We start from the raw sequence: 12,133 nt of genomic DNA on the forward strand, positions 1-12,133 counted from the left end.
GCCGTGTTGGTTATTTTTAACTTAGCCCACTAGGTCTGCAAATAACCGCAATCGCCATGGACGGCGTGAATGCAATTTATGCAGGAGCAATAAATGGCCTTGCCCAAAGTGCGTTAAATTACCGCTGAATCCTGCATCTTCAGGTTGTTTGGGTATATAATATCGCCCTGCTCCGCTGTTAACGCGTTGGCGTAACAGTTTGCTTATACATTATTGACCTGACCCTTTACCTGAGACATTCAATGCCATTTTCCAAACTTGGATTAAGCGATCCGATTTTAAGAGCCATCACTGAGCTCGGCTATTCACAACCTACTCCAATCCAAGAAAAAGCCATTCCGGTGATCTTGAAAGGTAAAAACCTGCTGGCTGGCGCGCAAACGGGTACAGGTAAAACCGCCAGTTTTGTGTTGCCAATACTGCAAATGTTTGCCGATATGCCGAAAATTCGGGCTAAACGCGTTCGCGCCTTGATCTTAACGCCAACCCGCGAATTGGCCGTTCAGGTAGAAGACAATATTGCCAAATACGCAAAATACCTGCCGCTGACATCTATGGCCATGTATGGTGGCGTCGATGCCGCACCACAGAAACAACGCCTTATCGAAGGCGTCGATATTCTGGTAGCGACCCCCGGTAGATTGCTCGATATGTACACCCAAAGAGCGATTCATTTCGATGAAATCTCGGTATTAGTCCTAGACGAAGCCGATAGAATGCTCGATATGGGATTTATCGAAGACATCAATAAAATCATCGAACGTCTGCCAACAGAACGCCAAAATCTGTTGTTTTCGGCAACCTTATCTAAGCAAGTGCGCTTTTTAGCGAAAACAGCGGTTGAAAACCCTGTTGAGATTGAAATTGCCCGCGACAGTGCGAACGCACCGCAAATCGACCAATGGTTGATCACTGTCGATAAAGATAAAAAGTCTGCCCTGTTAAGCAAACTCATCACTGAGCAAGCTTGGGAACAGGCACTGATCTTTATCCAGACTAAACAAGGTGCCGCCAAACTGGTCAGCCAACTCGAAAAACGCGGTATTGCCGCCGAAGCCATTCACAGTGGTCGCAGCCAAGCGGTACGCGAGCAATTATTAGTCGATTTCAAGTCCGGAAGACTGCGCTTTTTAGTTGCGACCGGCGTGGCTTCTCGCGGTATCGATATCGACGCCCTTACCCGCGTGGTCAACTATGATCTGCCCGATGAAGCCGATGATTATATTCACCGTATTGGCCGAACCGGCCGTGCTGGCGCCTGCGGCGAAGCCATCTCCTTTGTTTCCAAAGATGATTTTAGAAACCTATGTGCTATCGAGCGCCGTTTAGGCCACATCATAGTGCGTAAAGAAATTGAAGGCTTTGTGCCGAACAAAGAAGTGCCAGTTTCTATCCTCGACTTTGTGCCGAAAAATACCACGCCAAAAACCTTTAAAGCCCGCGCACCTGAGGCCAGAACCTCACGCCCCGCGAAAGAAGGCTCCTTTGAAACCGCCCATGCGAAAAAGCATCGCAGTGCTAAATCTAAGCCGGAGGCAAAAGCCACTGTAGCGCGTCCACAATCCGCGCAGACTGATAACAGTAGCGAGACTACGGGTCGCAGTGCGCCCTTTAATCCGTGGAACAGCGGTTCTAAAACGAACTGATGGCCTAATACAAAATCATGATCCCGTACAAAGTCGCGATCCCGTATAAAGTTATGATCTAGTACCAGTCGTGACTTATTAGAAGTAGAAACTCATTAAGATAGAAGATATTAGCATGATTACATTCAGCACCAATTTAGGCGACATCACCATAGCACTCGACTTTGAACATGCGCCTGTCAGTTCAAAAAACTTTGTCCGCTATTGTGAAGAAGGCTTCTTTGAACATACGATTTTTCACCGTGTTATCAAAGGTTTTATGATTCAGGGCGGCGGATTTACCGCAAAAATGAAAGAAAAGCCGACCCACGAGCCTATCGTGAACGAAGCCAACAAAGGCCTAAGTAACACCATAGGCACTATCGCTATGGCTCGCACCGATGCGCCTCATTCGGCCACGGCGCAGTTCTTCATTAACACCGCCAATAATGACTTTTTAGACCACACTGCCACCACTAATAACGGTTGGGGTTACGCGGTATTTGGTAAGGTCACAGCAGGAATGGACATTATCCAACAGATTGAGAAAGTCAAAACCACCACAGTTGCCGGCCACGAAGACGTGCCCCGCGAACCCATCGTTATCGAGAAAGTGACGATTAATATCCAAAGCTGATCGTTAAAACGATAAAAATTTCTTTTGATATAATGTATCGCTCAGTTTTGCTGAGCGATACATTCTTTTCTGTAGCGGTTTTTAAATTAATTAGTTCGCAAAAAATCATACTTAATAAACACTGCTTAATATAAATTTACTTTACCTAATTTAAACTCAATCATTTAACTTAAAACTTACTTAAAGTAAAAAATCTTAAATTATAGCTTCTTAACTTAAAATCAGTAGATTAATTATCCTCTCAACTTTTTAAAATCTACCTAATATACACTCAACCTTAATCAATTTAGCCTATCCTATTGATATCATAGCCATACCACTACAATTAATTCAACTTACTGTCATTGTTCTAACGCTTTTAGTGTTAAACCCATCGACTGATATCCGCGTTCTTGATTTAAAATGCCTTGGCAACTTAATGCCGCCATTGGAGTAATGGTTAATTCGTACTTATCACTCAATGATGTTGAATATATACCTTGCCGACACGCATTGCTGACCCAAGTAAAAAAGTCACTCTGCTTACTCATTATTGGCGTTAATTTGGCAGTCTGAGCTAGGCGGATATGAGTCAAATACTCACCAGTGGCGTCAATTTCAGCATAGGAACCCGGAGTTAAATAGTGCGAAACCGCATTTATTTCAGGGTTAGCTTGGCTTTGTTTCAATCGCTCAACATGCGCTAATGCCCATACTCCATGCTCACCGACCACTGAGAGCGAACGATGTGATAAATCGACCAATAATGCTGTATTTTCATCGACCCCAAATGCCATTTTGCTATCGGCATTGGCGCTAAGGAGCAAGAGTCTTAAATAACGGTCTCGTTGTGAAAAGTGTGTGTCGGGTATACCAAAGGGGAAAAATCCAAGCCCACCTTGCTCGCGATAAGTGACCGCCGTTGCAGGAACTGAGGTATCACAATTAGCGACTTCACAACGCTCACTTGGCGCTTCGATCGCGAAAACGCCAAAACTCAGCGCCCCCTCACTCGTGCCGCCGGTGATCATATTTTTATCAGCCATCACAGCAGTGCCAGCGCTGGTGCCACCGATAACAATTTCTTGTTTGGAAAGACGTTTCTTGATGATGCTTAATGCTTCACTGGGTGATTCATCCGGCGTCGTCCAAGCCTTTAAAGTCAAACTCTGATCGCCGCCATTTAAAAAGAGTCCGTCGATTTGATTAAGCAATTGATAGAGTTTAATGGGGCTGGCACAAAAATCCTTTTGTAGCTCAACTTGCTTTGGATAAAGCCTCGCCCTATCCGTATTTCCTTGTATTTGCTGTCTAAACATTTCGAGTTGGTCACACTGACGGGTTGCGATACCCGCTTGCACTGCAGCATCTAAAGGCAGCCAAATAACCTCGGCCCCCATTTGCTCAAATACGCTGACATAGTAATGGGCCGCTTCAAAGGGATCGCGCGCAGATGCGGTCACAACGGCGATCAGTGGACGTTTGGCATTGGGGTTGCTTTGCTGGCGCTTTGTTAACGCTTGCTGCGTAAATAATTGGTAAAGCGTCGCGGCATGGGGATTGGTTGTGGAATCAAGTAACACTTGCTCTTGTAACAGCGTGCCGTCAGCAAGCATCTGCTTTTCTTCCAGTAAATCCAGCAGTGTGTAATATTGTTGGTCGCTCAAATGCGCCAGAAATTGCTTATCTATCTTTGCAATGGCTTGTTCAAGGTTTGCCAAGGTTAAGCTGTCACTAAGTAAACGGCCAAGTGAACGGCCAATTTCAACATCGCTATTTTCAAGACTATTACTGACTGGAGAAAACGCTTTAGCCGCTTGTCGTAATATCACTTTTTGTTGCTCATTTAACGACTGCAATCTTGGGTGTTTAAGTGCACGTTCGAGCCACGAAACGTTGAACACATAACGTGTTTCGCGTTTGGCATCGACTGAGAATTTGACTTCCGATTGGCAATTTTCTGGAGCTTGAGAGCTGCAGGTTTTCATCCCTCCGCCCACCAGCATAAGATCAAATGGTTGATGAGTGGGTATCGATAAACTCAGGGATTTCACTGGCGCTGACTGCGCGCTTGGGACGATAAATAGCAAAAGAGCAAAGTAAGCAATACTTAAGCTATTGAGCAAAAAAGATAAGTTTTTTAAGCAACGATTTTTCATAGTGGCACTCAATAAAAAGTGTGCGCCATGTATTGACTCAAGGCTCATGTTACGGATAGTCTTTTAACAGGTCAATAACAAAAGACTTCAGTTTATTACATGAAAACAGAAACAACTCTTTTCCAAAGATACCACTACCGCACATGGTATCTGTCCGAATGGTGGGACGAATAACCGCTAAACACCTTGTGTTTGGTGGAGTCTAGTCTAGCCGTCTTACTCCCCTCTCAATCATTTGATTGACGTTGCGCTTTCTGCAAAACATTAACTAATGCCATGCGTATTGACTCACGCGCAGCTTAGCCACGTCTAAAAAATTCTAATAAGAGATTTATCGGGAGCTTATCATGAGAAGTTCTGTATTTTTGTGCGCTGTTTTTGGGTTGGCCTTGTCGCCCGTTGCTTTAGCTGTAGCCAATGAACTAGAAAAAACAACTGAGCAACCTGCCGCAGATGCACCGGTCGAGCGAGTCGCAGTCACAGGTTCACGCCTAAAAGGGGTGGATATGGAAGGCGCCAATCCACTGCAAAGTTTCACCCAAGATGATATTACTAAACGCGGTTACGAGAGTGTGAGTGAGTTTCTACGCGATCTCCCACAAGCTTCAAGTGCGGGGACTTTCTCGGAAACTGGAGGTGTCGGTGGAGCCGATGGAGCACCAGCTGGCGCATCCGGTGTCAGTTTGCGCGGATTGGGTTCAAGCTCAACCTTAGTGCTAGTCAATGGCCGAAGAGTCGCCGTTGATTCATTCTCTAATGGTTCTGACTCGTTTGTGAACGTCAATTCAATCCCTTTATCTGCCATTAAACGCATCGATGTGTTAACTGATGGCGCATCGTCCATCTATGGTTCGGATGCCATTGCCGGGGTGATTAACTTTATCCTCCGTAAGGATTTTGTCGGGCATGAGCTCAGTGCCCAATATGGGGATGATACTTCCGCTCACGATGCCAGCCGTAAGAATCTGACCTACGCTGGCGGCTTTGCCACAGAAAACAGCAATACTACGGTTGTAGTCGATTATGCGACGCGAAACGCCATATTTAATAGCGATAGACCCGTCAATGTCACCTTTGAATCTAGCACTCGTATGACCATAGATGGTGAAGATTACGCTGAGTCTTGGTGTGGCGACGATACCCAAAAAAGTGGTACACGTTGCAATTATGACTATGTTATTCAACGCGCTATCCAACCTGACTTTGAGAACATAGGCACGACCTTTAATCATATTTATCGTCTAGATAATGGATTGGAGTTTTTTGCTGAAGGCATGTATCAAAAGAATACCGGTTCAGCCTATGAGGCGCCTGCGGGATATACAGTGGATGTTGCTGGTGATTCTGCCAACATTCCCCAGTATGTTCACGACATTGACATGCTAGATGGCAGTGTCAGCGACGTTATCACTGTTCGAACTCGTTTCCCTGAGCGTCGAGTACAGGAATATGACACTCAGAGCTATCGAGTCCTCGCAGGACTCCGCGGTGAACTTGCCGACTGGAGCTGGGAAACCGCGGCGAGTTATGGCAAATCAACAAACGAAATCACCAATGTTGCAGGCTATATGAATGCCACTAAACTGGATGCCGCCGTGGCGGCGGATGAATTTAATCCGTTCAATTTAGGCCGTGATAGTAGCGCTGCACAAATTGCTACCCTGCGCGATCCCGGCATTCGTAAAGGTGAATCAGAGGTGTTGTCGCTGGATTTTAATATCAGTGGCGATTTGTTTGCATTGCCCGCAGGTACAGTAAGCTCGGTTTTTGGTGGAGAGCTGCGAAAAGAGCAAATATTTGATAGGCCATCCATCAACGCCGTTAATAACGAAATTATCGGCTTAGGCGCAAGCGATGCCGAAGCAGACCGGACGCAATATGCTGTGTATGGCGAGTTTAATTTCCCCATTACCGACACCTTAGATGTGATCGCAGCTTTACGTTACGACCACTATAGTGACTTTGGTGGCGATGTTAACCCTAAAATATCAATGCGTTATCGCCCTCTTGAGGATTTAGTATTAAGGGCATCATGGAGTACAGGTTTTAGAGCCCCTTCCTTATCCCAATTAGGCGCAGGGACGTCGCTCAGCAGCCAGTATATCAATTGCGGTTCAGCTGAACCTTACAATGCCTTATGCGGTACTGCTGGCGCCGAGTTTGGCGAACTCGAGTTTGACCAAGAAACCATAGGCAATAAGGATTTATCCGCAGAAAAGTCTGCCGCCATTAACGTTGGCGTCTCTTGGAACCTCACCGAAGCACTACAATTGACCGTCGATTACTGGCGCTATGAGCACGATGATATTGTTGATATTGATGCCAACACCACCTTAGACGCCTGTATTAAAGACAGTACAAAAATCGTGACTAGTGTTGCAGAACTGGGGGATGAATTCGGCTGTGTTGTTGATGGCCAAGGGGATATCAGCTTCTTACGCACTGGCTATTTTAACGTCGGCAATCAAAATACTGATGGCATCGACTACAAGCTAGATTATCGCTTAGACACTGAAACAGCAGGTGAATTTAAGTTTTATGTTGCGGGCACTGAAACCCTGTCGTTTGAAAGACAAGTTACACCTTCAACCCCAGTGGAAGATTTATTAGGGCGGTTAAGTGGCGCCTCAGAAATTGCTCGCCCTGAAAGCGTGCTTGATCTAGGAACCGACTGGCAGCTCAACGATTGGAGTGCCAGTTTATCGGGTCACTACATCAGTTCATTGGGTGATGGTGACTTTAAATTTGATAACGAAACCGTCGACAGTTGGCTCACCTTCAGTGCGAGCCTTGGTTATGAGTTAAATGAGCACCATAGCTTTTTGGTGTCAGTGCGTAACCTAACAGATGAAGAACCGCCCTACGCCTCCTCTCCAACCAATGGCTATGCAAGCTCAGTCCATGATTGGTTAGGCCGTCGCTGGAACGTACGTTATACCTTCAAGTTTTAATGTACTGACTTGAGGCATTGGCCGCAGCGTTTAATTGTGGCCAATGCCTTGTTCTGACCCTTTATAAAGGCACATAGGATGAAATTACCTACTGCAAGGGCAATGCCCGACGCTTTTGTTATTTTATTTTTTATCGTTTTAGCCGCCGCAATAAGCAGTTACCTGTTTCCAGCGGGTTGGTTTGCTATGGTCGATATCGTTGATAGCGCTGGCAACATCACTCAAAGAATCGATCCACAACAGTTTTTCATGACATACGATAACACGCATCATGTCAGTCTATTTTCAGCCAACGACAAAACGGGGCTGACCAATTTTGCCTTCGACGGCATGACATCAGGCGATCGCATGGGCTCGGCCGTTGGCGTCATGGCATTTATCCTTATCGTGGGGGGTGCCTTTGGTGTCGTCATGGACACAGGCGCCATTACGCAATGCATTATGGCGATGATCACCAAACTGCAGCGCAGCCAAGTATTACTGATCCCATTACTGTTTATAATATTTTCATTAAGCGGCGCGATATACGGCATGAGTGAAGAGGCCATTGCATTCTGCATTGTTCTGTTGCCGCTTTTTCAGGCTTTAGGTTACTCAGCAGCAACTGTGGTCATGGTCACCTACTTATCCACCCAAATTGGATTTGCTACCTCATGGATGAATCCATTTAGCGTGGCCATTGCGCAAGGGATAGCCGGTGTACCTTTAATGTCTGGCGCTGGTTTACGGATTGCGGCTTGGTTTGTGTTCACTGTTGTCGGCTTAATTTTTACCCTGCGCTATGCTAAAAAACATCGCTCGGCAGTGGATGCCACACTCGTGCAAGCTAATGATAACTCATTGAATAACCAATGTTCTAACTTTGACATTCTCGTGTTGCTTTGTTTACTCGGTGTGATTATGTGGGTGATTTGGGGAGTGGTAAGCCAAGGCTATTATATTCCGCAAATCGCCAGTCAGTTTTTTGCACTGGCATTGGTTGTTGGGCTGATTGCCGTTATTTGGCGGAAACGTAGCTTAAACCAAATCTCAAGTGCCTTTCAAAAAGGCGCCAGTGAACTGTTACCCGCCGCGATGATTGTGGGATTCGCCAAAGGTGTGGTGTTATTGCTTGGCGGCGATGACCCACAACAGCCCTCTATTCTTAACACTGCCTTACATTATGCCGGCGAGTCCTTGGCAACGTTACCCGACGTCACCTCTGCCATTGTTATGTATATATTTCAATCCATTATGAATTTCTTTGTCGCATCGGGTTCCGGTCAAGCCGCCCTGACCATGCCTATCATGGCGCCGCTTTCCGATATTGCAGGCGTCACCCGCCAAGTATCAGTGCTTTGTTTTCAGTTTGGTGATGGACTGACTAATTTAGTGATCCCCACTTCAGCCTCATTAATGGGTTGTTTAGGTGTGGCTAAAATTTCATACGCTCAATGGCTTGCGCTTGTTTGGCGCTTTCAACTATTACTGACCTTGATGGCCAGTGCCGTCATTTTATTTGCCGTTATTACAGGATATAGCTGATGTTAACTTTAATCCGTAACGCCGCCGTTTATGCGCCGCAGTTTTTAGGGCTACGCGACGTGTTATTTTGCGAGGCGAAAGTCCTTAAAATCGCCCCCGTCATTGATCTTAAGCATGCAGACTTAGTCACAATCATCGAAGCCAATGGTCGCCCTTTAATCCCAGGTTTAGTGGACCCCTTAGTGCATATCACAGGCGGTGGCGGTGAAGGAGGTTACCACACGCGTACCCCAGAGATGCAACTAACAGATGCCAGCCTTGCTGGGGTAACTACGCTCGTCGCAGCATTGGGAACCGACGCCATTAGTCGCAGCTTGAACGAACTTGTCGTCAAAGCGAAAGCGCTCACATATGAAGGCTTGTCTGTCTTTTGCTACACTGGCTCCTACGAATACCCCGTAAAGACGCTTACTGGCGATATCACCCAAGATCTGGTGTTAATCGACAATGTTATTGGTGTGGGTGAAATTGCAATTGCAGATCACCGAGGATCGCAACTCACAGTGCCAGAACTCGCCAGAGTCGCAGCGCAAAGCCGCGTCGGTGGCATGCTCAGCGGTAAAGGCGGCATAGTGTTTGTGCATGTGGGCGATGGTGCAACTGGTATCCAAATTTTGCATCACATCGCGCAGCAGTCTGATATCCCTTTAACGCAGTTCTATCCCACTCACATGAATCGCTCCCAGCAGCTATTAGAGCAAGGGCTTGAATTTGCACGACAAGGTGGGGTTATCGATTTCACGACGTCGACTAATACTCAGTATTTAAACGAGGGTGAAGTCGCGGTCGTTGATGCGGTCCATTTTGCAATCTCGCAAGGTATCAACTTGAGTCAAGTCAGCTTAAGTTCCGACGGAAATGCTAGCCTGCCCATATTTAGTTCTGACGGTGAATGTATTGGAATAGAAATGGGAAAAGTCAGCAGCCTATTTGAAGCGCTAGTGGCTTTAATTAACAGTGGTTTACCCCTAGAACAAGTGCTTCCTTTAGTGACCTCAAATGCCGCTCGTGTGCTCAAGCTAAAAACCAAGGGCGGAATAAGCGAAACACACGATGCCGACTTTGTGTTATTAACGGATAACTTTAATATCGATAAAGTATGGAGCAAAGGACTGTTACTCGTTGATGAAGGTAACGCACTGAAATGGGGAACATTTGAATCGCAGTAACTCAATAATGGCGCACGCCGCACGCGTGCACCACACTCATAAACTGTGTGCAATGCAAGTAGATTACCCGCAAACAGAGCGTATCAAGCTCATTTCTCAAGGTGAAAGAGTTTGCATTGGTAAGTGCACTCCGATCATCGCTGATTGACTGACATTTTAAAACGCGTAACGTTACGCCATCGAGACCCGAACTGCACCATTACAGTTACCGCGCTTCAGCCAAACTATCCCATAAAAACTGGGCATCTTATTGCCCTATTTAAGAAAAGTATTTTACATTCGGCAGATTAACGCCACTGCCAAAGAGCTTGTTCTCTATCCTCTTTACAGATATTGGACCTACAAGATACGCGTAACGGCGTTAGGCTAAATTTACCATCTGATATAGATGAAAAAGCCATTTCTGTATCTATTATAGTGTCCTGCTTACTCTTATTATCCCCTTTCCTTTCAAGCCCAAGAACACTGCGAACTTGGACCGAGAATCCGATTAGGATGAGCAAAGAAACCTGCAGTAGCGCGCATAAAATGCAGTTTAACTTAGAGCGCAGGATGTTTAACTCGAGTCACATGATGTTTAACTTGGGTCACAATAAGCTATACCATGACTTCAGCGATCGGCTCCATCGAGCCAACACTCTCAAGTCGATACTTTTTCAGAGACGCAGTCTACACATGTTGGGAAGAGATTTTGAATAATACAAAAGGTAGTCTGTTTATGGTGGCTGCGATGGCAGCATTTTCTATTGAAGACATGCTCATCAAATCTGCAGCAGAAACCACCTCTATCGGCCTCATTTTAGCGTTATTTGGCCTCGGTGGGATGTTGATTTTTATACTGTTAACCTGGCGCAAGGGCGAAACAGTGCTTCACCCTGCGGCATTGTCGACCCCCATACTGTTACGCGCATTGTGTGAAGTGATCGGCCGCTTCTGTTTTGCTTTAGCTATCACCTTAACACCACTCTCGAGTGCATCCGCTATTTTGCAAGCCACACCTCTAATAGCCATGATTGGCGCAGCCTTGTTGTTCGGTGAACAAGTCGGTCATAAAAGATGGCTTGCGGTATTGGTTGGTTTTGTGGGCGTGCTGATGATCATTCGTCCAGGGCTTGATGGCTTTGAAGCCACCTCTTTATTTGCCGTTATCGCTACCTTAGGTTTTGCAGGCCGCGATCTCGCAACACGTGCCGCATCGCCCGTGTTATCTAACATGCAACTCGGGGTGTATGGCTTTTTTGTGTTAATTCCGACAGGCTTAGCCATACTGATGTACCAAAATGAGCCCTTACAGTTTAGTACCACTGCGGCAACACAAATTCTGGGAGCCATCGTCTTTGGTGTCATGGCCTACAATGCGCTGACAATCGCGATGCGCGCTGGGGATGTCTCGGTAGTCAGCCCCTTTCGGTATACACGTTTACTGTTTGCCTTAGCGTTAGGCATATTAATATTTGGCGAATCACCAGATTTACTGACACTTCTAGGGAGCTTACTCATAGTATTAAGTGGCGGCTATACCTTAGTCCAAACGCGTAAAAGAACCATGACGAATAACATACCTAATGCGGCATGAGATGAGTAAAACAACAACGTAAGTTGAAATCTCGGCTAAATTCTTCGCAAGTAAACCGACTCGACGAGGCGCAGAAACAAGCGCGATACACTCAACACAGATTCAGCCTTATGACACCAACATAAAGAGTAACGCTCTTATAGAATCTGTCTAAGCTGCGCTGCGAGGACGGCGTGTACTGGTCAACCCAAACTGGACACTTTTAGTTGAGAATTTTCAAACTCTACAGGTGACAGAGCGTCATTAGCAGAATGAAGCCGCTCCAAGTTGTAATATTTCATGTAAGCCGTCACATCTTGCTTCATAAACTCCCTTGTTGGTTGATTAACTTTAAAAATCCAATCGTGTTTCAAGCTACCAAAGAAACGCTCAACAACGGCATTATCCCAACACGCACCCACATCACCCATGCTGGCTCGGATACCATAGCTCGATAGCAGCCTACCGAATTGCTTACTGGTATATTGCGAGCCTCGGTCACTGTGAAATACCAACCCTCTGGCCGGTTGGCGC

General features: G+C 46.1%; 8 protein-coding genes. 6 read left to right on the forward strand and 2 right to left on the reverse strand.

Features of this window, described 5'->3' with window-relative positions; genetic code table 11:
* Window positions 1-242 precede the first annotated feature (242 nt).
* Window positions 243-1,646, forward strand: coding sequence for a DEAD/DEAH box helicase (locus tag Q4Q57_RS19530; RefSeq protein WP_107404653.1), 1,404 nt, complete (start codon window positions 243-245; stop codon window positions 1,644-1,646).
* Between the two features lie 115 nt (window positions 1,647-1,761).
* A complete protein-coding gene (locus tag Q4Q57_RS19535; RefSeq protein WP_006081478.1) occupies window positions 1,762-2,262 on the forward strand; it encodes a peptidylprolyl isomerase in 501 nt (166 codons plus the stop codon).
* 341 nt (window positions 2,263-2,603) lie between these two features.
* Here the strand turns inward: Q4Q57_RS19535 and Q4Q57_RS19540 are convergent, their stop codons facing one another.
* Window positions 2,604-4,400, reverse strand: a complete 1,797-nt coding sequence (locus tag Q4Q57_RS19540; RefSeq protein ID WP_311891782.1) for a cyanophycinase — start codon at window positions 4,398-4,400, stop codon at window positions 2,604-2,606.
* Window positions 4,401-4,747: 347 nt separating this feature from the next.
* Here Q4Q57_RS19540 and Q4Q57_RS19545 point away from each other — a divergent pair, with 347 nt between their 5' ends.
* The 4 genes from Q4Q57_RS19545 to Q4Q57_RS19560 all read left to right on the forward strand — a co-directional run bounded on the left by Q4Q57_RS19545 (window position 4,748) and on the right by Q4Q57_RS19560 (window position 11,620).
* Window positions 4,748-7,351 (forward strand): TonB-dependent receptor, encoded by a 2,604-nt coding sequence (locus Q4Q57_RS19545; protein WP_311891783.1) that lies wholly within the window; start codon window positions 4,748-4,750, stop codon window positions 7,349-7,351.
* 78 nt (window positions 7,352-7,429) lie between these two features.
* Window positions 7,430-8,875 (forward strand): putative basic amino acid antiporter YfcC, encoded by a 1,446-nt coding sequence (yfcC, locus tag Q4Q57_RS19550; RefSeq protein WP_311891784.1) that lies wholly within the window; start codon window positions 7,430-7,432, stop codon window positions 8,873-8,875.
* The gene (gene iadA, locus Q4Q57_RS19555; protein ID WP_311891785.1) at window positions 8,875-10,044 is read left to right on the forward strand and encodes a beta-aspartyl-peptidase; all 1,170 of its coding nucleotides are present in this window, start codon (window positions 8,875-8,877) and stop codon (window positions 10,042-10,044) included. The genes yfcC and iadA overlap by 1 nt, the downstream gene beginning before the upstream one ends.
* A 604-nt stretch (window positions 10,045-10,648) precedes the next feature.
* The gene (locus Q4Q57_RS19560) at window positions 10,649-11,620 is read left to right on the forward strand and encodes a DMT family transporter (RefSeq protein WP_311891786.1); all 972 of its coding nucleotides are present in this window, start codon (window positions 10,649-10,651) and stop codon (window positions 11,618-11,620) included.
* A 182-nt stretch (window positions 11,621-11,802) separates the two neighbouring features.
* On the opposite strand, the gene Q4Q57_RS19565 is transcribed toward Q4Q57_RS19560, so the two are convergent.
* A partial coding sequence (locus tag Q4Q57_RS19565) for an integrase core domain-containing protein (protein WP_311891787.1) occupies window positions 11,803-12,133 on the reverse strand: 331 nt, incomplete at its 5' end.

The organism is Shewanella sp. SP2S2-6, assembly GCF_031931965.1.
GTDB lineage: Bacteria > Pseudomonadota > Gammaproteobacteria > Enterobacterales > Shewanellaceae > Shewanella > Shewanella baltica.